Consider the following 20,662-nt stretch of genomic DNA (forward strand, 5'->3'; position numbering starts at 1 on the left):
GCTAGAGTTTTGTGCCGCACTCAGGGCAGAACTTGTTAGTCGAGAGGGTTTCGCTACCACAGCTACTGCACTGGAGCTGCTCCACAGGCCGCCCTTGTTGGGGCAGTACCGGCAGACCAATCATCTGAGCGTTGCTCTTACCAGGAGCCACCATTGGATAGCAGTTTTCGTCTCGGCGAACGTGTACATCCATCAGCACCGGCCCGTCATGGGCCAGCATGTCGGCGACAGCGGCTGAGAGATCGGCCCGATCATGAACGACAATGCCCTTGATGCCGTAAGCCTGAGCCAGTATTTCAAAATTGGGCATCCCGATTTCCATGTTGGAGCAGGAATAGCGCTCCCCATGAAATGCCTGCTGCCACTGACGCACCATACCCTGCCAGCCGTTGTTGACAACAACGGTTTTGACAGCAATGCCGTACTGAGCCAGCGTCCCCAGCTCCTGCAGGTTCATTTGGAAGCTGGCATCGCCACTAATGCAGATGACCGTTTCCTCGGGCAGAGCCGTTTTCGCGCCCATTGCAGCGGGCAGGCCAAAGCCCATCGTGCCCAAACCGGCGCTGGAGATCCAGCGGCGAGGACCGTTCTTCAAAAACTGAGCAGACCACATCTGATGCTGCCCCACGTCAGTTGTGTAGTAGGCCTGGGGAGCCTGTCGCCCCAGCTCTACAATGACTTCCTGAGGAGACAAAATCTTGTCGTAGGAGGGCACGACTAGGGGATAGTCTTGCCGCCAGCGATTGACGCGCTCTCGCCAAGCTAGGGTCTGATCCGGTAGCGGCAGCTGCTCCTCCTGCAGGCGGCGCAGCAGCTCGGTTAAAACTGTTTTGACGTCGCCAACAATCGGCACGTCGGGGGCTCGGTTTTTGCCGACTTCTGCCGGATCGATATCGATGTGAATGACTTTGGCTCGGGAGGCAAACTCGTCTAGCTTGCCGGTCACCCGATCGTCGAAGCGAGCTCCGACGGCAATGAGCAGGTCGCACTCGCTCACTGAGAAGTTGGCGTAAGCGGTGCCGTGCATGCCTAGCATGCCAACTGCTAAGGGATGGTGTTCGTCAAAGGCACCTTTGCCCATCAGCGTGGTGGTCACAGGCATTTGGAAGTGCTCGGCCAGCTGCTTAATTTGCTCATGGGCGTTGGATGCGATCGCACCGCCACCCACATAGAGCAGAGGCCGCTCTGCCTGTCGCAATAGCCGAATGGCGTGGTTAATCTGCCGGGGATTGCCCTTCACAGTAGGCCGATAGCCGGGCAGACGAACCGTGTTGGGGGGCACCGGCTCGTAGTCAAACTCTACCAGGCCAATATCTTTGGGTACATCAATTAGCACCGGACCCGGTCGCCCTGTGCTGGCGATGTAGAAAGCCTCGGCCACAATGTGAGGGATCTGGTGGGCTTCTCGAGCCACATAGGAGTGCTTCACAATAGGCAGGGTGATGCCGTAGATGTCGGTCTCCTGAAAGGCATCACTGCCAATGGCATGCGAAGGCACCTGCCCGGTAATGATCACCATTGGAATAGAGTCCATTTGGGCAGTGGCGATGCCAGTCACCAGGTTAGTCGCGCCTGGCCCAGAGGTGGCAAAACAGACGCCTACCTTGCCGGTTGCCCGCGCATACCCATCGGCTGCATGGGCTGCGCCCTGCTCGTGGCGAACCAGAATATGCTTAACGTCGCCTGCTGCCTCAGCTCGGTACAGTTCATCGTAAATCGGCAGAATAGCTCCACCAGGGTAGCCAAAAATGTGCTGAACCCCGTGACGTTTCAGGCTATCAATCAGGGCAAAAGCACCTGTTGCACGGCGGACAAGAACGTTACTTTGGGCTTGAACGGGAGAAGTCATGGGACAGCAGCTCGACTCTTTAGTGTGACCACCAATACATTAAAAAAATTATTTTTATTTATCATGCCCTGAAATTGGGCTTCCTTGCGACCCTAACAGGGGGCATTTAATCGCTGGAGGCTCTGCAGGGATAGCGCGCCATGGGTGCATCGATATACCGCGTCTTGCCCTGCCTGACTGAATCAGAGAGGACGTGCTTTGGTGGCTTTGCACCCCTTAGCTTTAGGAAAATCAGCCTCAAAATGGCTAGCTGATGTTAATTAATGATGACATTGATCGAATTATTCTATCAGCATCTTGACTTCTTTTAGCATCCTGACTGTGCTGTTGTGGGAGGCAATTTGAGCGCCTGCTCTAGCCAAGTACAGATGAAGTCAGCAGCCGTAGTTGGCGTTCTTGCTAGACTCCATTTGGCCAAGCTGGGATCAGTACCCTGTCCCTGCTGCTGATTTGCCAGATCTAGAGCAGCAGGGCGAATTCTCTGAGAGCCGTTCTCTAAAGGCCAGTCCTTTGACCAGTCTTCAGCAATTGCTTTCTTACCCACCACCTGCCAGCCCAACGCCTCGTGGGGGCTACGCCAAAGATCGAGGTGGGAAACGGGCGGGTCAGCGTAAAAGTCAGTGTGCTGACTGCCCAGAAGCGCTGAAGTTTCGTGGGTAAATCGATCGTGGCTGAGACGGTAAACCGGGAAAGGCTCTGCCAGGGCTACTCCCCAACCATCGACAGCAAACAGAGCGCCAACGCTGCCCCCAAGGGCATACCAGTGGCGGGCCGCCGCTACTGCGCCCAAACAGCCTGCGCTAAAGGACAGGAAGAAGAGGTTAACCGCTGGCGCAGCCTGGCGCAACTCCGGGTCAGTAACCCCGAGAGCCGCCGCTAAAAATTGCCGTACTTGGTAGCCCGAAAGCACACTCCAAGGAGACTCTTGAGTGGGCATGATCTGGATTGACAAACTTCGAAATACAGGGTTGCAGGTGAGGCTACGTAGCAGCGATTGAGTCAGCGCGGGATCATGAAATCCTGGGCAAACAATGAGGTGGTTTTCATCCATCAGTTGAGTGAATCTTTACATCAGCAGGAACAAAGCTCTGAGACTCCATGAACTTAGATTTCAGCAAGTTTATTTTTGCGTAAATCTAGTTTTTATTAGATACAAAAAATTAGCTTTTATCTACAACTAGAGATAAGACGGTACAGGCTTCGACTGAAAATTAAAGCCGTTTTGAAGCCCAAGATAAAGGTAGCGTTTTTCCGATTATGTAGGATTTGACTTACCAAAGAGCCTTTTATTAATGCTTTTTACCGCGATCCCTGTCCTGTTCACAGCAAAAGCTCTTTCAAGACCCATCAAGAGGGATTTGGTATAGAGGGTTACAAGTTGACCTGGAAATCGCTGCTGAATTCGCTGTTTTGAATTCGAGTTAACGGAGCTATGGCTTTCATTGGCTCCATTCTAGTTTAGTGCAGAAGCTTTCTCAAACAAGGTATAGAAGCCGATACAACGCTTGAGTTTTGCTGATTGTCTTTGTCTTAAACAACGTTACTGATGCCCTGACTGGGCTGGAGATCCAAAATGTCGCAAACTATTGTCAACCTGGCTCTACCAGTAGTTACGGAAAAGATTAATGTACTGCTCTTGGGCTATCCTTTTTATCCCTACCAGCAAACCTTTGCTTCCCCTGCCGTGCGTGAGCGTTTAGTGGCTTATGTTTTGAGCCGTATTCCGGGATTTTACGTCAGTATGGACCACGTGGCTGCCTGCTCATTAGAGTCGCCGGGTAACTGTTATTCTGCGGAGCAGCACCAGCAGATTGAGCAGTTAATTCACCAGGGCATTGAGCATTTGCTGAACCCCCGACAGGCTTGGGGCAGTTCCTCTACATTGGATCCCTCGGATTCAGCATTTTTGCCTTCTTCTTGGTTCGGTTGAGAAAACTCTCCGCTGACGTTCGGTTCTACCCATAGCCCAATTTGCAGCCAGGGCGTAGTCTCGTAATAGGTGAACAAACCTAGCCTGATTGTTGCCTTTCACTAGGCGCTGCGGGCATGCCTGGAGTTGGCTAAGCATATGGGTTGCAGAATTGGCAGAGGATAGAACTGTGAATCAAAACTATCCCTCCTTAAGTGAGTTATTGGCGAGCGACGAAGCGGGGGGCGCGTCTTTTTGGCCGGATGCAGCGGCAGCCGGAGTGTGGGAATCCTCGTCTTCGGCGGGAGCATCCTTAGGGCAAAAATCGCCCTCGACCAGCGATCGCAACCAGCAGCGGCTACAGGCTGAGGCCGAGTGGTGGAGTGCGATCGCTGCGCTCACTCACATGCTGCACGCCCACCTCGATCAAGGTCTTAGGGCAGACGAGGAGGGTCTAGCAACTTGGGAAGGCATGGTGTTGTCGGGGCCGCTACCGGTGCTGTGGGACCAGTCCCTAGGCCAGCGGTTGTCAAGTTGGGTGTTGATTCCCCAACCTCTTGAAGGGCTGTTAGCGGTGGCGCGACCCCTGCTGCCCGATGACGGTAAAGGGGGAGGGCACTCGTCAGAAACGCTGCAGACCATTCCGCTGCCCGCTGGTGATCCGCTATCGGCTGAGCGGTTTTGTCTGGTGCTGACCCCAACTTTTAGTCTGTCGCTGGTGTTGGCCAATGGCCCCCAGGGTAGACCCCAGTTTCAGTTTTCCTTTGAGCCCAAGATTAACCAGCAGGTCTGGCAGCAGTTGCGATCGCGCGTGGCCCAGATCCGGCCTCCCCTGCTACCGACGCTAGACAGCGTAGCCGAACCCTTTGCCCCGCAGCCTCCCCACTACCAAGTCGTGACCCAGTTCACCCGGCTACTGCTGACCCAACTGCGGCATCAGTTTAGCACCAGCTCTGCTTCTGCAACAGCGGATCCAGAGGTGCGGCTGGCTTCTTGGGAAGTCCCAGCGGCAGCAACTGCAAACGGGTTTTCCTCGCCCCCAGCCAGCCAGCCCTTGGGCCTGTTGCAGGGGGCAGCCCCGGCCGATGGGGCATCTGCAGAACCGGCAACGGCTGATGCTACTGGCCGTGATGCAGAGCTGCTCAAGGCAATGGCCCACGAGATTCGCACGCCCCTCACCACCATTCGCACCTTCACGCGATCACTCTTAAAACGCAAAGATTTGCCTGAGGAGGCGATTAAGCGACTCAAGCTGATCGATCGGGAGTGCACCCAGCAAATTGACAGGTTCAACCTGATCTTCCGGGCTGTCGAACTTGAAACCGAAGGCCCTAAGCAGCCCCATTCAACGCTCACAGCGATTTCTCTGAGTCAGATCTTTCAGGACTCGATTGCCCTCTGGCAGCAGCAGGCCCAGCGGCGCAACCTGACGCTGGAAGTCAAAGTTCCCTCTCAAATGCCGATGGTGACCAGCGATTCGACCATGCTTAACCAGGTGTTGACGGGCCTGATCGACCGCTTTACCCACAGCCTGCCGCCCTATAGTCACATCAAGCTAGTGGTCAGTCTGGCAGGGCATCAGCTCAAGCTGCAGTTTCAGTCGCAGCCCAAGGCAGAGGCCAAACCGGCTGCGGAGACTTCTACCTGTCAACGGGCTGCAGTATCCCCATTTCGCTCGGTAGGGCATCTGCTCATGTTCCAACCTGAGACGGGCGGCCTGAGTTTGAACCTAGCTGCAACCAAGAACCTCTTTCAGGCGTTAGGCGGCAAGCTGATTGTTCGGCAAAAGCCCCAGCGGGGTGAGGTGCTGACAGTTTATTTACCGCTAGAGACACGCAGTTTGTAGCCGCTAGGGCTACCTGCTTCGGGTAGAGACGCGATTAACTGTGTCTCTACCAATCGTCTTTAGAAATTAGCTCTGGTGCAGCGGTAGACGCACTCGGAAGCTACTGCCGTTGCCGGGCTGGCTTTGAACCAGAATGGAGCCACCGCAGTAGGACAAAAGCTGCTGCACAATCGAGAGCCCCAACCCGGCTCCCTCGGGTACGCCGGGAGGGATATTGCGCCCTCGGTAGAAATGCTCAAACAAATTAGGCAGTTCTGAAGCCGCAATACCGACGCCCGTATCGCGAATCTCCAGTTCGGCAAACTCTTCCTGCTGGCAGGCCGTGACCCAAACTCGCCCGCCCGCTTGGGTAAACTTGATGCTGTTATTCAGTAGATGAATCATGATTTGACGCAGCCAGGCTTCTGGGCAGGCGACCGCCGGTAAATCATTGGAAATGGTGTAAGCCAGCAGGATGCCTCGCTCCTCGGCTAGGGGTTGGTAGGTGCTGACGATAGGCGGTACGGTGTCGGCCAGCCGCAGAGCCTGGGGCCGCACGTGTTCTAGGCTGGTTTCCATTTGCAGCAGGTCTAGTACCCCGCTGATTAGGGAACTTTGGCGATCGCACTCCTGAGTAATCATGTCCATGTACCGCTGTCGCTGGGGCGCTTTTAAGCTGGGGGAATTGAGCAGCGTCAAGGCTGTCTTAATGGTAGAGAGCGGCGTTCGCAGCTCCTGCCCGATCGTGTTGAGAAAGTCATCCTTGAGCCGCAGCGTATTCAGCAGCACTTCGTTTTGAGAAGACAGGTTGGAGGCCGCTAGAGCCTGCTTGCGATAGGCTGCAATGGACTGGCGCAGGTGTTCCTGCTGCCTTAGCTGCCAGCCTAACCAACGATCTAGCAGAGCTGTTCCGGTAGGGCCTTCGGTGGACGGTGGGCAGTACTGCTCCCAGTGTTCTAACAAGTCCTGTATAGCCGTATTGTCGGGGTGCTGCTGCGCGGATCGCTCCACTACAGCTCGAACAGATGTGGTCAGGGCATCGATCAGCTCAGGGTTGACCGAGCAGCAGACTTCTAGATAGAGCGAGTTGTTGGGAAAGCTGCCTTCTGGCAGATCTAAAGCTGGGTCTGATCGCTCTAGATTGTCTTCGGTAGGGCTGGCATGAACTGCAGACGCAGACTGCAGACGATGCACGACCAGCAGCCCACAAAAAGTCTGAGACAGGATGATCAGAAAATACTCGCCTCGCCAGATCTGCGGTCCATCTAGCGGCAAAAGCGCCGTTCCGTAGGGAACGGCTGCTTCTGAGGTGCGGCTAAAGCTGTAGAGACGGCTGCGCCCGTCCATTGCTTGGTAGTACCGCTGAATATCTTCCTGCCAGAGCGCGCCTTTAGGAAATTTCGCCAGCACGGTGCCGCTCACCTGGTAAGTTTCCAGGAAATCGGCGGTTAACTGCAGAATGGCTTTAAATCCCTTGGGCTTGATTTGAATGACGTCTGGGTTAGCGGAGCTGCCTTGAATAATGCGTCGCAGTGAATCTGCTTCATAGCGGTAGGACTGCATGGTGCTTCCGGAGACCGGGGGCCAGGTGTGTTTTGCTACTTTTCATCATGGTCTGTTTGAGTCGGATAGCAAAGGCATTAGATCTGCCCCGACCAAATCACGACAAATACGACCAAAGATGCTAAAACCGCCGATGGGTTTGTTTCAGAGTATCTGGTAAGACCGAAAATTTGGGCCGAAATTGTTGCGCGAGTTCATAAATTGGAGTACCGCAGCATTAGCGCCTCACGGGCCTGTTCGCGATCGTCAAAATGAATTTTTTCGGTGCCTAGGATTTGATAGTCCTCATGCCCCTTGCCTGCAATCAAAATGCCGTCACCAGGCTGGGCTTGCAGGATGGCGCTGCGGATAGCGGCGGCGCGATCGCAAATCACCGACTGCTCATCCAGTTCAGCCGGAATGCCCGCCAAAATGTCTTGCAAGATTTGCTCAGGGTCTTCGGTACGGGGGTTATCAGAGGTGACTACCACTACGTCGGCTAGCTCATAGGCGATGCGGCCCATCTGGGGACGTTTGGTGCGATCGCGATCGCCACCGCAGCCAAACACGCAGATCAAACGGCCCTCAATAAAGGGACGAGCGGCTGCCAGAGAGCTTTTCACACTGTCGGGAGTGTGAGCGTAGTCAACAATCACGCTGATGTCCTGATCTTCGCGGACCTGCACCCGCTCCATCCGTCCGGGCACGCCAGGGAACTGGGGCAGAACCGCCACGATCGTCTCCAGCGCAACGCCCAGCTGCAGCGCCGCCCCTACGGCCGCCAGCAGGTTCTCTAGGTTAAACTGCCCCACCAGCGGTGAGGTAAAGGCGGCAGTGCCTAAAGGCGTGTGGATCTGGCCGCTGACGCCAGTGGCCTGGTATTGCAGGTCGCTGGTATAGAGATCGGCAGCGGTATCAGTGCTGTAGCTCCAGACCTGTTCTGGGCCGAGCTGCTCAATGAGCCTTTGCCCGTAGGAATCTTTTTGGTTTACCAAAGCCCGTCCCCGCAGGTAATGCTCGCTAAACAGTAGGGCTTTGGCTCTGAAGTAACTCTCTAGATCCGGGTGAAAGTCGAGGTGATCTTGGGTCAGGTTGGTGAAGACAGCCACCTTAAAGAGGCAGCCCCAGACCCGCTGCTGGGCCAGTGCGTGAGAGCTGACCTCCATCACCGCCACCGCTGCCCCAGCCTCTTGCGCTGCCGCCAGATCGGCCTGCAGTTCGAGGGCAAAGGGCGTGGTGTGCAGCGCCGTTCTTTGGTGCCCAGGCCAGCGGCTGTAGAGCGTGCCTAGCAGTGCCGTGGGGGTTTGTCCTGCCTGCAGCAGGTATTCAATTAGGTGGGTGGTGGTGGTTTTGCCGTTGGTGCCGGTGACACCTACTAGCTGCAGCTGTCGTGCGGGGTAACCATAAAACGCTGCCGCCAACTCAGCACAGGCTACGACCATATCGGCTAGGGGAATGACGCAGGCCTCAGCGAACTCATCTGCAGGGCGATTTTCGAGGGCCGAGGGAGACACTAGGGCTGCGATCGCACCCGCTGCGATCGCACTAGGCCAAAATTCTCCGCCATCAACTCGCGTGCCTGGCATGCCAATAAACACATCGCCAGCCTGGCAGGCATGGGAGTTGGTACACAGCCCTTTGACCTCAGCCTCTAGTGCGGCGTGGTCTGGAAGAGACTCTAGAGCGATCAGCCTTTCAGGCAAGCAAGCCAACAGTTCACGCAGGTTCATGTCAGCAAATCCTCACAATCACTGAAATTGGATATCATTCTGCCTCACTAGGGTAGAGGCAGGTCTGTATCAAACGCTCCACTTGCGCCAAAGATGCTCGCGGAGATAGGCGAGGTAAGGGTTTTTCCTGCCTGCCGCCCGCCGTTTCTACCACCTGGCACAGCACCGGAATTTCGTACTGATAAGCTCCAAACCAGTCTTCCCGTGTTGTGATGTCACGAATTTCTAAATTAAACGGCAGGTGCGCTAGGGCTGTGAGCTTCTCTTGTAGACCTTCACACAGATGACAACCGGGTTTGCTGTAGAGAACAAGCTGCATAGGTCGTTGCCAATAAACCAAACTACGCTTTTTAGAGCCTGTGCAGGCTTCCCCAAAGCTGTCTGTATTCTCGCTGACGGCTGCGCCCATGACCAGTCAATCCCCCGTTACAAGATCGGCTTTGCCAATCTCAACTTTTTGACCCAGCTAAAATCTCTCGACAACCCATTAAAGCCTCCCTAGCCTGAGAGTGCCAGAGGAACTGTGTAAGCCTCAGCAAACCCATACACACATATCCCGACCGGAATACGTGTGTATCTGGAGTAACATTGGGTGTATAAAGGTGAAAGTCGGGTTTTTCCCGTAAACAGCAGAACAGGTACAACATTGCTATGGCTCAGTGCACTGCGTCCCCTGTCGGAACACCCTCTCTAGATTTCGACTTGGCCCCCTTAAATCAGCAGTTTGACGCTGCCTCTCCCCAGGAAATTTTGTCCTGGTGCGCCGAAAACATTCCTCAAGGGTTAGTTCAGACCAGCGCCTTCAGCCTGCTGGTAGTGACCCACATGCTCTACCGGGAAGTGCAGCCCAACCCCCCTGTGCCCGTCATTTTTCTCGATACCCTGCACCATTTCCCAGAAACGCTGCAAACTGTGGAACGGGCCAAAGCTTTTTATAACCTCGATCTACATGTCTACCGTGCAGCAGGCGTTGACAGCCGCACTGCCTTTGCCGCTCGCTATGGCGATCAGCTCTGGCAGCATGACGTTAATCAGTTTCATTACCTGACCAAGGTAGAGCCGTTGCAGCGGGCCTTAAGCGATCTGGGCGTTCGCGCCTGGATTACCGGGCGGCGGCGGGATCAGTCTGAGGCTCGTCAGGCCATGCCCATTTTTGAGCGAGACAAAGAAGGCCGGATCAAGGTCAACCCTCTAGCTAACTGGAGCCGCAAAGACCTCTGGAACTACACCTACCAGCATCAGGTGATTTACAACCCGCTGCATGACCAGGGCTACACCAGCATCGGTGATGAGCCGCTGACTACTCCAGTTGCAGTTGGAGAGCATGAACGAGCTGGGCGCTGGCGCGGCAGCGTCAAGACTGAGTGCGGTATTCATCTTTGAATCTCTGTTTCTAGGGTTGGCTGTAGGCGCGGGAGCAGACAGACACGGGGACAGGGAGACGCGGGAATGCTGACTGGTTTTATTGTTTTTCCATAGGTGGGTCAGCCTTAACGATCGCATGAGGGTTGGCCGATTACTGGGGCTGAAACGGCTAGAATTGAGGGGAATCCGACAGTACGGGTAGGTTCATGGTTGCGGTTGGTGCTGTTGACTTTCTAGATGAATTTGATGTGGTCGTCGTTGGAGCCGGACACTCTGGCTGTGAGGCGGCTTTGGCAGCGGCCCGTTTGGGCTGCCGCACCCTGCTGCTTACCCTCAACCTGGACAAAATTGCTTGGCAGCCCTGCAACCCTGCCGTGGGAGGACCGGCCAAGTCTCAGCTCACTCACGAGGTTGATGCCTTGGGGGGCGAGATTGGCAAGATGGCCGATCGCACCTACCTGCAAAAGCGCATTCTCAACAATTCTCGGGGTCCAGCCGTTTGGGCTTTGCGGGCTCAGACTGACAAGCGTGAATACGCCACGCTGATGAAGGCTCTGGTGGAGAACCAGGAAAATCTGGCGATTCGCGAGGGCATGGTAACGGATCTGGTGCTAGGCCACAATGACGAAGTCGTCGGTGTAGAAACCTACTTCGGTGTTGCTTTTAAGTGCAAGGCCGTGATTTTGACGACGGGCACTTTTTTGGGCGGCATCATTTGGGTGGGCAATAAGTCGATGGCCGCTGGCAGAGCTGGTGAGTTTGCGGCAACCGGCCTAACCGACACGCTAAATCAGCTAGGGTTCGAAACGGGGCGCTTGAAAACAGGTACGCCTGCTCGGGTTGATCGGCGCTCCATTAACTTCGATGTGTTGGAACCCCAGCCGGGCGATGAAGACGTGCGCTGGTTTAGTTTTGACCCCGAGGTCTGGGTGGAGCGAGAGCAGATGCCCTGCCACCTCACCCGCACTACGGCTGAAACGCACCGGATCATTCGGGAGAATCTGCACTTGTCGCCGGTCTATGGTGGCTGGGTCGATGCCAAAGGCCCCCGCTATTGCCCCAGCATTGAAGACAAGATTGTCCGCTTTGCCGATAAGGAAAGCCACCAGATTTTTCTAGAGCCAGAGGGGCGCGACATTCCTGAGATCTATGTACAGGGCTTTTCCACTGGGCTGCCGGAGAAGCTGCAGCTAGCGATGCTGCGGAGCTTGCCAGGTCTAGAGCACTGCGCTCTGCTGCGCCCTGCTTATGCCGTAGAGTACGACTACCTGCCAGCGACCCAGTGCTACCCCACCCTGATGACCAAGCAGGTAGAGGGGCTGTTTTGCGCTGGCCAGATCAACGGCACGACTGGCTACGAAGAAGCTGCCGCTCAGGGTTTGGTGGCAGGCATCAACGCGGCCCAGTTTGTCGGTGGGCAGGAGATGAAGGTCTTTCCCCGTGAGCACAGCTATATTGGTACGCTCCTAGACGACCTCTGCACCAAAGACCTACGCGAACCCTACCGGATGCTCACCTCTCGCTCTGAGTATCGGCTGCTGCTGCGCTCAGACAACGCCGACCAGCGGCTAACACCGCTGGGCCGAGAGCTAGGCCTGATCGACGATCGCCGCTGGGAGCTGTATCAACGCAAATACGCCAATATTGCTGCCGAGAAAGAACGGCTCTATGAAACTCGTGTCAAAGAGCACGATGCATTGGGCCAGCAAATTACTGCCGATACTGAGCAGCGCATCAAAGGATCGATCACGCTGGCTGACCTGCTGCGTCGTCCAGGCTTTCACTATGCAGCCCTGGATCGTTATGGGTTGGGCAATATCGATCTGCTGCGCGAAGAGAAAGAAGGAGCCGAAATTGATATCAAGTATTCCGGCTACATTCACCGGCAGCAGGCTCAGATCGAGCAAATCAGCAGAAATGCCAATCGTAAGCTGTCTCCAGATCTAGACTATATGTCTATCGATACCCTCTCGAAGGAAGCGCGGGAGAAGCTGATTCAAGCCAAGCCCTTGACTGTGGGGCAAGCCGCCCGCATTGGCGGGGTTAACCCTGCTGATGTTAATGCGCTGCTGGTTCATCTAGAAATTCAGGCGCGACGGACGGCGGAAGAGGCCGCGTTGATTGGTGGGTAAGCAGCTCTAGCCTGCTAATCTTCCTAGCTTTGACAAGACTCTAACGAAGGCTTAGCTCTGGGAAATCCCTGAAAAACCCTCAGTGGAACCCTGGCAAAAGGTAAAACCTCGGCTCGGAGCCGGGGTTTTTTGCTGCTGACTTCTAAAGTGTCTCTAAAGGTTGCTTCCTCTTTGTGGAAAGCCTCTCTAACATAGGGCTAGCAGTGCAGACGCATTGCGATCGCAGTACCGGAGCGAAAAAATCTTATGGATGGAGCGTACCACCCTTCCGAAGCCGCCCATGCGCTAGACCGCGACTGCACCACGCTGTCGCGACACGTTTTGCAGCAGCTTCAAAGCTTTGGCCCCGAAGCTCAGGACCTCAGTGCCCTGATGAACCGTATTGCCCTGGCCGGTAAGCTGATTGCTCGCCGTCTCACCAACGCTGGTTTGCTCGAAGCGGCATTGGGCTTTACAGGGGAAACCAACGTTCAGGGCGAAGCGGTCAAAAAGATGGACGTCTTTGCCAACGATGTCTTTATCTCCGTGTTTAAGCAGAGCGGGCTGGTCTGTCGCCTAGCTTCAGAAGAGATGGAGAATCCTTACTACATTCCAGAGAACTGCCCCATTGGTCGCTACACCCTGCTCTATGACCCCATCGACGGGTCTTCCAACGTCGATATCAACCTGAATGTTGGCTCTATCTTTTCCATTCGGCGGCAGGAGGGAGACGACCTGGATCAGACCGGCGCAGATTTGCTCCAGCATGGCCGAGGGCAGCTAGCCGCTGGCTACATTCTCTATGGCCCCAGCACTGTGCTGGTCTACTCCATCGGACGAGGCGTTCACGCTTTTACCCTAGACGATAGCCTGGGCGAGTTTATCTTGGCCTCAGAAAACATTCGGGTGCCTGAACACGGCTCCAACTACAGCGTCAACGAGGGCAACTTTTGGCAGTGGGACGAGTCCATTCGCGACTTCATCCGCTACGTTCATCGCCATGAAGGTTATTCTGCTCGCTACAGTGGGGCTTTGGTTGGAGACTTTCACCGCATTTTGCTTCAGGGCGGTGTCTTTCTCTACCCTGGCACTACCAAAAAGCCCGACGGCAAACTGCGGCTACTCTACGAAACTGCTCCCCTGGCTTTTCTGATGGAACAGGCTGGAGGCAGCGCCAGCACCGGCACCCAGCCTATCCTAGACGTTGTTCCTAAGGAGATCCACCAGCGTACCCCCCTTGTCATCGGCAGCACCGAAGACGTTAAGTTGGTCGAGTCCTTTATCCAAGAACGCCTGCGCGAAAAAGAATACCTCACCCGCACCTCCTAACCCCTACTTCGCCTCCGCTCCTCTGCCCCCTCGCTCCTCTATCTCCTCTACCCGCGTCTTCTTTCCCAACCCCTTACCTTCAAAACCCCCATGGTTGCACTTCTCGAAAATCCCCTTCGCGTTGGTCTCCAACAAGACCGCATCCCTGAGCCTCAAATTTTGGTGATCTTCGGAGCCTCAGGCGACTTGACCCAGCGTAAGATTGTACCTGCCCTGTACCAGATGCGGCGGGAGCGACGGCTGCCGCCCGAACTCACCATTGTCGGCGTAGCCCGCCGAGAGTGGAGCCACGACTTCTTTCGGGAGCACCTGAAGGAGGGGGTTGAGGAATTTGGTGGCGGCATTGGGTTTGAAGCGGTGTGGGAAGACTTTGCCAAGGGTGTCTTTTACTGCCCTGGCGACATCGACAAGCCCGAGAGCTACGAAAAGCTGAGAGATTTCTTGGCCGAAATAGATCAGCTGCGGGGCACTCGCGGCAACCGGGTATTTTACCTGTCGGTCGCGCCCCGATTTTTTGGCGAGGCCGCCCAGCAGCTAGGGGCAGCCGGTATGCTGGCTGACCCAGAAAAGCAGCGGCTGGTCATTGAAAAGCCTTTTGGTAAGGATTTGGCGACGGCCCAGTATCTCAACCGAGTGGTGCGGCAGGTCTGCAAGGAAGAGCAGATTTACCGCATTGACCACTATTTGGGCAAAGAAACAGTTCAAAACCTAATGGTGTTTCGTTTTGCCAACGCCATCTTTGAACCGCTGTGGAACCGTCAGTTTGTCGATCACGTGCAGATTACGGTGGCCGAAACGGTGGGCCTAGAAGGCCGGGCCGGGTATTACGAAACCGCCGGAGCTCTGCGCGACATGGTGCAAAATCACCTAATGCAGCTCTTTTGCCTGACGGCCATGGAGCCGCCTAACAGCCTGGATGCTGACAGCATTCGTAATGAGAAGGTAAAGGTGATTCAGGCAACCCGCCTGGCTAATGCTGAAGAACTCAGCCTGAGCGCGGTGCGCGGTCAGTATTCTGGAGGCTGGATGAAGGGCCGCCCCGTTCCCGCATATCGGGAGGAAGAGGGGGCTAGCCCTGAATCTACGGTCAATACCTTTGCCGCTATTGAACTGGTGGTGGACAACTGGCGCTGGAAGGGCGTGCCCTTTTACCTGCGAACCGGCAAGCGAATGCCTAAAAAGCTGACGGAGATTTCTATTCACTTCAAAGAAGTGCCTCACCTGATGTTTCAGTCGGCAGCCCGTCAGATGAACCACAATGTGCTGGCCCTACGGATTCAGCCGGATGAGGGTATCTCCATGCGCTTTGAAGTTAAGACCCCCGGCAACTCCCTACGAACCCGGTCGGTAGACATGGACTTTCGCTACGATGCCGCTTTTGGTCTGCCCAGCACAGAAGCTTATGGGCGACTAGTGGTGGACTGTATGTTGGGGGACCAAACTCTCTTTACACGGGCCGACGAAGTAGAGGCCTCGTGGCGCATTATGACCCCATTGCTAGAAGCTTGGGATGCTCCGGCCGCACCAGATGCGATCGCGCTCTATGAAGCCGGTACCTGGGGCCCAGTCGAGGCTGAGCTGCTGCTCAACAAAGAGGGTCGTCGCTGGCGGCGGTTCTAATACAGGCTTTACCCTGGTTGTCTTTCTAGAGTAAAGCTTCGGTAAAAGTCAATTCTTGACCCGTTCGATAGCATAGATATAAGCAGGTCCTTAAGCCCCATCACGCTAGATCGCACTCTGCCTTCTGTTCATCACCTCCCTGGATCCCTATGACGACTACTCCCATCGTTGCGCTCCAAAAACCGAAGGACATTTCCCTTGATGAAATTGAAGCTGAGCTTCGCAATATTTGGCGGAACCAGGACACCGGTAGTACCGCTCCGGTGGCTACCCGGGCTAGCACCTTCAGTCTGGTGGTCTATGAGCCGGAGGAAATTCAGCAACTCCTAGCAGCCTTAGGGCTCTACTCAGGGGCTATCGATGGTATGCATGGTTCTCAAACCCGAGATGCCATTCGGCAGGCCCAAATCAAATACGATCTGCGGGTTACCGGACGAGTTGGCCCCCGAACCCTAGAGCGCCTGCGGGAAGAATATGCCAAGTTGCCCCCAGAGCAGCGGCAGTTTACCAACATGGACATTCGGGGCTTTACGCTAAATGATGCGATCGCAGCCCAAAACCCCTGCCGCGTTATCACCCTCAGCCCCATCCTCGGGGAAGATACCGGCGTGACTGCTCAAGTCTCGGCCTACTGCCCAGTGCAGAAGCGTAATGCCAGCAACCTAATCTGCTGTGAGTACATCACTCTGCGGGGTACCAAGGCGGCCCTAGATCGGGTGGCCGAGCTGGTGTCTTCGCTAGTCATTGGAGATCTGCCCAAGTTTGTTTGGTGGAGAGCCACACCCAATCCGGAACAGGCTCTGTTTCAGAAGCTAGCCCGCTCCTCAAACTGCATCATCGTAGACTCCAGCTTCTTTAGCGACGCCGAATCAGAACTGCGCAAAATGCAGGATCTGGTGGAGGACGGTACCTTTATCGCCGATTTGAACTGGCACCGCCTGGCTCCCTGGCAAGAGCTAACCGCCGCCGCCTTTGACCCTCCTGAGCGGCGCGAATCTCTCAATGACGTCGATCAGGTCAGCATTGACTATGAACAGGGCAACGCGGCTCAAGCCTTTATGTACCTAGGTTGGCTGGCCGGCCGTTTGGAATGGCAGCCCAAATCCTATGTAAAAGAGGGCGGCGACTACGACATTCGCAAAATCATGTTCACGAACCCGAGTGGGCGGGAGATTGAAGCTGAGCTAGCAGCTATTCCGGTGGCTGACTGGGGCGAAATCGTAGGTGACCTAACTGGGCTGCGCGTGACCTCCACCAACCCCGACGCCAACTGCTGCACCATTCTTTGCTCTGAAACCACAGGCTGCATGCGGATGGAGGCAGGCGGCGGCGCTCAATCTTGCCAGGTGGAGCAGGTAACCGCACTCTCTGATCAAAAGGCTGACTTTATGCTGGGCCAGCAGCTCCAGCGCTGGGGTGAAGATGTACTCTACGAAGAGAGCCTAGCTGCCACTACACAGATTCTTCACCTGCTGTAGAGCTCTGTTGAAGGACGTTTGAAGGACGTTCTGCCGTTATCTGAAATTAATCTTTGGGCCTGTAGAGATGCGTTAGCTGCGTCTCTACAGGTATTTTTTTGGATAGTGGTAAATTAGCTGTCTTCGGGCTGCTGTAGAGGCAGTTTCTCCAGTTCGGGCAGCTGGATTTCCTGGACCATGGGTTCGGCCGTAGGTTCTGGCAGGGCCACCAGTTCCTTCTCCTTGTCTTCCAGGTTGAGCGGCAGGCGGATGGGCTGCTCAGGCTCAAGTTCTTCAGCCATTTGAGGTAGAGACTGTTCTAGCTCATCCAGGGGCCGGGGAATGACCATGACCGCATGCAGCTCTCCAATGCGCTCGGCTTCGTGGATACCGGCTTCGATTGCGATCGCAACATTGGGCAGCGATCCCCGAATAATGATCGTACAGAGGCCATCGCCAATGGTTTCGTGGGCTACCAGAGTTACCTCAGCCGACTTGGTCATAGCATCGGCAGCACCTACCATTGCCGGAAAGCCGCGAGTTTCGAGTAGACCAATGGCCTGATTGCTGCTGCGGCCTCGGCCCACCTTAGTTAGTTCATCTAGCTTGGCGCAGATTGGCAGCACTGCTTCCAGGTTGGGTAGCGGTCGGGGAATCACGGTTGAAGAGACGTATTCGCCAAATTTTGCAGCGGTTTCAACTCCCACAGCAACGGCCATGCGAACATCAGCCACGCCACCCCGCACCACAGCTGTACACTGACCGCCGCCCGTTTTTTCGTAGCCCACTAAAAAGACATCTGCCGACTTGAGCATGGCATCGGCGGTGCCGACTACGGCCGGAAAGCTCTCGGTCGAAACTAGGCCTAGAGCGGCCCCTTGCAGCTTGGCCAGTCGATGTCCCCGATCCAGGTTAGGCGGTGAAGCCAGCTTGAGCTCTTGCTTGGCTGCAGCCTGTTTAGTCAAGGCCAATTTAAAATCAGATTGCATAGGTCGAGCCTCTCCTGGATCAGGTCCGCACTTTCATTCTATTCGCTTCTCGGCGAGGAAGTGTCTAAAGCCTGACGGTGAGGAAACAGTGTATTGAGCAGCAGCTGTACCTGCTCCCGGCCATAGACGTAGGAAAGGCCCGCGCCGCCTGAATTCTGGCCGTTATTGTGCCCGTTGCTGTGGCTGTTACCGTGGCCATTGCTGTGACCATTATTTTCAATCGTAGCTTGTGCCTCTAAAGCCTCTGCCCCAGTCGCCGCTGCGTCTAAACTGACCTCATCAGGCGATTCTGGCGATTCTGTTGGTTCTGGTGAGGCTGACGAAGAACGGCTGTAATCGCCGACCAGCGACCGGGGAGCCACCACAGATCGGGGCGACAGCTGAGGGTTGATCAGCGTACTGCCTGACCCAATGCAGGCCTGTGCTCCGATCCGTCCCCAGCCCACAATCAAAACGCCGCTGCCTAGGTTAGCCTCTGGCTCGATAATCAAATCGCCCTGGCGAACATGGATCACCACTTCGGCTCCTAGGCAGGCTCCTTGGGCAATGACCAGGCGGCTGCCCGGCTCTGCTGTCAAAATGGCCCCGGGTGCGATCGCAACCTCCCCAGCAATTTCCACGTCTCCATAGACGTAATAGGCAGGTTGCAAATTGGCATCCGGGGTCATCAAAAGCATTAACCGAGTTTCAAGCTAGGGGCGCTGAATGGTGGTCTCAAGGACCCGTCGCTTCGCCTGCGGATCAATGCCCACCAGACGCACGTAGTTACCGCTGTGCTCTCGCAGCTGCGCTTCCACTGCCGCCAGCACATCGCCCGCCTGACGACCCTGTACAGGGGCTGCCGTCTGCCAGGCCCCGCTGCGATAGCGGCGCACATCAGCAAACTCCAGGCTAATCTTGTAGCCCTGGTTAATCAGCTGTTGAACTTGCTGCGTCAGGTCAGAAGATAGGCTCTTGCTGCCAGAAGAACCATTGCTTCGGGCATTGACCGGCTGTTTAGCCGGCCCAGAGGAGGGAGTATATGACGGCTGGCTGGCAACAGCGGCGGGCCGAGCCCCAGGGCGCTGGATCGTTACCGGAGCTAGGCGGTTCTTGTTCTTCGGATCGATGCCGAAAATTCGCACGTAGTCCTCAGGATGTTCGGCTAGACATTTTTGCAGGGCCGACACGGCTTCCGACTCACGGCCGGCCTGAATCGGTGAGCAGCTCTGCCAAACCCCGCTGCGGAAGTGGCGGGTATCGGCATACTCAATTCCGACCCGATAGCCCTGGCTTACCAGCTGGCGCACTATCTGCGTGGCTTCTGTAGCAGTAGTCCCTGAAGAGGCTTGAGTTTTGGTCCCGCCTGAGGGAGTGCCTCCCTGGCTGCCGCCCTGAGGCGCTTTGTCGTCAGGCCGCTGAATGGTCACCGGAGCTACCCGATTCTTCGCCTTTGGATCAATTCCAAACATGCGAACATATTCCCCAACATGCTCATTCAGGCAGGCTTGTAGGGCCGAGAGTACATCAGGTTCGCGATTAGACTGAATGGGCGAGCAGGTTTGCCAAACACCGCTGCGGTAGCGGCGAGGATCGGTGTGCTCAGTTCCGATCTTGTAGCCCTGCCCCAAAAGCTGCCGGACCTGCTGCACCAGCTGAGGGTTGAGACCATTGGCGCTCGCATAACCACTGGGAGCTGCATGCCCATTTCGGCTGCTGGTAGCTCCTGCAACCGTAGTAGGCGCGACGGCTGTAGTGCCAATGTGAAAGGGCTTACCGTCAGCATGCTGAATCGTGACGGGCGCAATCCGACGCTTAGCCACCGGATCAACGCCAAACATCCGCACGTACTCGCCACCATGCTCAGCCAAACACGCATCCAAAGCCGCCAAGACATCGGCTTCGCGGTTGGACTGGATGGGCGGGCAGGTTTGCCAAACACCGCTGCGGTAGCGGCGCATATCTGCATGCTCGATCCCGATCTGGTAGCCCTGATTCAGATATTGCCGAACTTGCTGAACAATTTCAGGGGTTAAGCGTTGACTTTGCATTGTATTCAATCCATCGCGTTCATTTGACTGCCTGACAGGAGCCTGGCTGGGTGAAACTTTGCCGACAGGGGGGGACTGGCGGGTGGCCCACGGCTGGGCCGAAGTAGGCCGATTAAATTCTGTGGCGGCCACCTCTGGGTGGGTAAAGCGGCGGCTCTCATGCATGCCCATAATTTCCTGGGCCAGTTCTAGATCAGCAGGCTGCACATCCGGCAATTGGTCTGCCTGATCCTGGTGAGTCACCACCATGCCCGACGGCACCAACTTCCCGGGCGGCACCTCTACATCCTGGACTAAGGCATGCATCATGACGACACAGCCTTTACCAAGTCGGGCATTAAAAAGAGTAGAGCGAAAACCGACAAAGCAGCCCTCGCCAACATAAGCAGGGCCGTGAATGAGGGCCTTGTGGGTAACCGAGGCTCCTGCGCCAATCCAGACCGAGTAGACAGCCTGATCGTCTCCCAGCACTCGCCCCTGGCCTAATCCGTGAATGACGGCCCCGTCTTGAATGGCTGCCCCCTCTCCAATAAAAAAGGGAGCACCCCCATCGGCTCGAACCGATGCACCGGGCGCAATCAACACGTTGGCCTCAACCCGAACTGACCCAACGACTTGGGCCAAGGGATGAAGGTATGCAGAAGGATGAATCTGAGGCTCAGCTAGATCCGAAAAACGGGGGGTCGGGGGAGCCGCAACTGGGCGGGCGACCATCAACCAAATCCTCCAACAAATTAGAATGACCCACTGCTCTCACAGAGAGGGCCGACAAGTTAAGTAGCTCTAGCTCAAGAACGGCGACCAGACCAATGAACTGGAAATGCCCGCTTATCTGTGGACGCACAGAGGCACGTCCACAGGTAGGGCCAACACCGTTGTCTAGAAAGAAGCGTGGCGGTTTTGACT

At 55.8% G+C, this 20,662-nt stretch carries 15 protein-coding genes; 7 read left to right on the top strand and 8 right to left on the bottom strand.

Annotated features, from left to right (window positions below):
* Nucleotide 1 precedes the first annotated feature (1 nt).
* Both ilvB and H6G13_RS15255 read right to left on the bottom strand, forming a co-directional pair.
* Nucleotides 2–1,849, bottom strand: coding sequence for a biosynthetic-type acetolactate synthase large subunit (gene ilvB, locus H6G13_RS15250; protein WP_190484143.1), 1,848 nt, complete (start codon nucleotides 1,847–1,849; stop codon nucleotides 2–4).
* A 307-nt stretch (nucleotides 1,850–2,156) separates the two neighbouring features.
* A complete protein-coding gene (locus tag H6G13_RS15255) occupies nucleotides 2,157–2,786 on the bottom strand; it encodes a hypothetical protein (protein WP_190484145.1) in 630 nt (209 codons plus the stop codon).
* A gap of 636 nt (nucleotides 2,787–3,422) precedes the next feature.
* Between H6G13_RS15255 and H6G13_RS15260 the strand changes: the two genes are divergently transcribed.
* Both H6G13_RS15260 and H6G13_RS29170 read left to right on the top strand, forming a co-directional pair.
* Complete coding sequence (locus tag H6G13_RS15260) at nucleotides 3,423–3,779, top strand: hypothetical protein (RefSeq protein WP_190484147.1); 357 nt, start codon at nucleotides 3,423–3,425, stop codon at nucleotides 3,777–3,779.
* Nucleotides 3,780–3,948: 169 nt separating this feature from the next.
* Nucleotides 3,949–5,604, top strand: coding sequence for a HAMP domain-containing sensor histidine kinase (locus H6G13_RS29170; protein ID WP_190484149.1), 1,656 nt, complete (start codon nucleotides 3,949–3,951; stop codon nucleotides 5,602–5,604).
* A 66-nt stretch (nucleotides 5,605–5,670) separates the two neighbouring features.
* Here H6G13_RS29170 and H6G13_RS15270 read toward each other — a convergent pair whose 3' ends face one another.
* The 3 genes from H6G13_RS15270 to H6G13_RS15280 form a co-directional block, all read right to left on the bottom strand.
* A complete protein-coding gene (locus H6G13_RS15270) occupies nucleotides 5,671–7,146 on the bottom strand; it encodes an ATP-binding protein (protein ID WP_190484151.1) in 1,476 nt (491 codons plus the stop codon).
* 194 nt (nucleotides 7,147–7,340) lie between these two features.
* Nucleotides 7,341–8,855: a UDP-N-acetylmuramoyl-L-alanyl-D-glutamate--2,6-diaminopimelate ligase gene (locus H6G13_RS15275; RefSeq protein ID WP_190484152.1), complete on the bottom strand. Its 1,515-nt coding sequence runs from the start codon at nucleotides 8,853–8,855 to the stop codon at nucleotides 7,341–7,343.
* 34 nt (nucleotides 8,856–8,889) lie between these two features.
* Nucleotides 8,890–9,174 (bottom strand): glutaredoxin family protein, encoded by a 285-nt coding sequence (locus tag H6G13_RS15280; RefSeq protein WP_190484369.1) that lies wholly within the window; start codon nucleotides 9,172–9,174, stop codon nucleotides 8,890–8,892.
* Nucleotides 9,175–9,506: 332 nt separating this feature from the next.
* Between H6G13_RS15280 and cysH the strand changes: the two genes are divergently transcribed.
* The 5 genes from cysH to opcA all read left to right on the top strand — a co-directional run bounded on the left by cysH (nucleotide 9,507) and on the right by opcA (nucleotide 16,758).
* Complete coding sequence (gene cysH / locus H6G13_RS15285; RefSeq protein ID WP_190484155.1) at nucleotides 9,507–10,238, top strand: phosphoadenosine phosphosulfate reductase; 732 nt, start codon at nucleotides 9,507–9,509, stop codon at nucleotides 10,236–10,238.
* Nucleotides 10,239–10,426: 188 nt separating this feature from the next.
* A complete protein-coding gene (gene mnmG, locus H6G13_RS15290; protein ID WP_190484157.1) occupies nucleotides 10,427–12,352 on the top strand; it encodes a tRNA uridine-5-carboxymethylaminomethyl(34) synthesis enzyme MnmG in 1,926 nt (641 codons plus the stop codon).
* A 246-nt stretch (nucleotides 12,353–12,598) separates the two neighbouring features.
* On the top strand, nucleotides 12,599–13,660 hold the full coding sequence (gene fbp, locus H6G13_RS15295) for a class 1 fructose-bisphosphatase (RefSeq protein WP_190484160.1): 1,062 nt from the start codon (nucleotides 12,599–12,601) through the stop codon (nucleotides 13,658–13,660).
* 90 nt (nucleotides 13,661–13,750) lie between these two features.
* On the top strand, nucleotides 13,751–15,280 hold the full coding sequence (gene zwf, locus H6G13_RS15300; RefSeq protein WP_190484162.1) for a glucose-6-phosphate dehydrogenase: 1,530 nt from the start codon (nucleotides 13,751–13,753) through the stop codon (nucleotides 15,278–15,280).
* 149 nt (nucleotides 15,281–15,429) lie between these two features.
* On the top strand, nucleotides 15,430–16,758 hold the full coding sequence (opcA, locus tag H6G13_RS15305; protein WP_190484165.1) for a glucose-6-phosphate dehydrogenase assembly protein OpcA: 1,329 nt from the start codon (nucleotides 15,430–15,432) through the stop codon (nucleotides 16,756–16,758).
* Nucleotides 16,759–16,871: 113 nt separating this feature from the next.
* Here opcA and H6G13_RS15310 read toward each other — a convergent pair whose 3' ends face one another.
* The 3 genes from H6G13_RS15310 to H6G13_RS15320 are packed head-to-tail and all read right to left on the bottom strand — an operon-like array spanning nucleotide 16,872 to nucleotide 20,470.
* The gene (locus H6G13_RS15310) at nucleotides 16,872–17,726 is read right to left on the bottom strand and encodes a BMC domain-containing protein (RefSeq protein WP_190484167.1); all 855 of its coding nucleotides are present in this window, start codon (nucleotides 17,724–17,726) and stop codon (nucleotides 16,872–16,874) included.
* 38 nt (nucleotides 17,727–17,764) lie between these two features.
* Nucleotides 17,765–18,403: a carbon dioxide concentrating mechanism protein gene (locus H6G13_RS15315; protein WP_190484169.1), complete on the bottom strand. Its 639-nt coding sequence runs from the start codon at nucleotides 18,401–18,403 to the stop codon at nucleotides 17,765–17,767.
* Between the two features lie 15 nt (nucleotides 18,404–18,418).
* Nucleotides 18,419–20,470, bottom strand: coding sequence for a ribulose bisphosphate carboxylase small subunit (locus H6G13_RS15320; RefSeq protein WP_190484170.1), 2,052 nt, complete (start codon nucleotides 20,468–20,470; stop codon nucleotides 18,419–18,421).
* Nucleotides 20,471–20,662 lie beyond the last annotated feature (192 nt).

Origin of the sequence: Pseudanabaena sp. FACHB-2040 (genome assembly GCF_014696715.1) — a bacterium.
Lineage (GTDB): Bacteria > Cyanobacteriota > Cyanobacteriia > Phormidesmidales > Phormidesmidaceae > JACVSF01.